The sequence below is a fragment of the Rhizobium sp. 05N430 genome (genome assembly GCF_056396985.1).
Genome location: NZ_JBFTMO010000044.1, coordinates 1 through 959, shown reverse-complemented (window position 1 = coordinate 959; position 959 = coordinate 1). Strand labels below are relative to the sequence as shown.

The following is a 959-nucleotide window of genomic DNA, read 5'->3' as shown; positions in this document are numbered from 1 at the left end:
GGTCACGACCAAGCAGATCACCGCCTTCACGTCTGGCCAGCTTGCCAAATTCACCGATGACCAGATCGGCGCATTGTCGGCTGCCCAGGTCGGCTCGCTCACCAACGACCAGATCGGTGGCCTGACCGCCGGTCAGATCGGCAAACTCAGCAACGCTGCTGTCGCTGGTCTGAAGGCAAGCCAGATCACGGCGATGACCGCCGATCAGGTTGCCGGTATCACTGCAGGCCAGAGCGCTCTGTTGACAGTTGTGCAGGCCGCTGGCTTCAGCGCCACGAACATCACCAAGCTGACCGACGATGCAGTTGCGGGTCTCAGCACCAAGGCGGTTCCTGGCCTGAAGAACGAAGCCATCGCCGTGCTCAGCGAAAGCCAGGTCGGCAAGCTCAGCACCGACCAGCTCAAGCAGGTCACGACCAAGCAGATCACCGCCTTCACGTCTGGCCAGCTTGCCAAATTCACCGATGATCAGATCGGCGCATTGTCGGCTGCCCAGGTCGGCGCACTCACCAACGACCAGATCGGTGGCCTGACTGCCGGTCAGATCGGCAAGCTCAGCAATGCTGCTGTCGCCGGTCTCAAGGCTACGCAGATCACGGCGATGACCGCCGATCAGGTTGCCGGTATCACCGCAGGCCAGAGCGCTCTGCTGAGCGCCGCGCAAGTTGCGGGCTTCAGCGCCACGAACATCACCAAGCTGACCGACGATGCAGTTGCGGGCCTGGCCGCCAAGGCGATCCCTGGCCTGAAGAACGAAGCCATCGCTGTCCTCAGCGAAAGCCAAGTCGGCAAGCTCAGCACCGACCAGCTCAAGCAGGTCACGACCAAGCAGATCACCGCCTTCACGTCTGGCCAGCTTGCCAAATTCACCGATGACCAGATCGGCGCATTGTCGGCTGCCCAGGTCGGCTCGCTCACCAACGACCAGATCGGTGGCCTGACCGCCGGTCAGATCAGAT

1 pseudogene is annotated in these 959 nt (G+C 62.1%); it reads left to right on the top strand.

Going from position 1 to position 959, the window contains the following annotated elements:
• Positions 1 to 959, top strand: a pseudogene (locus AC1DJO_RS29830) (hypothetical protein); the annotation flags it as partial.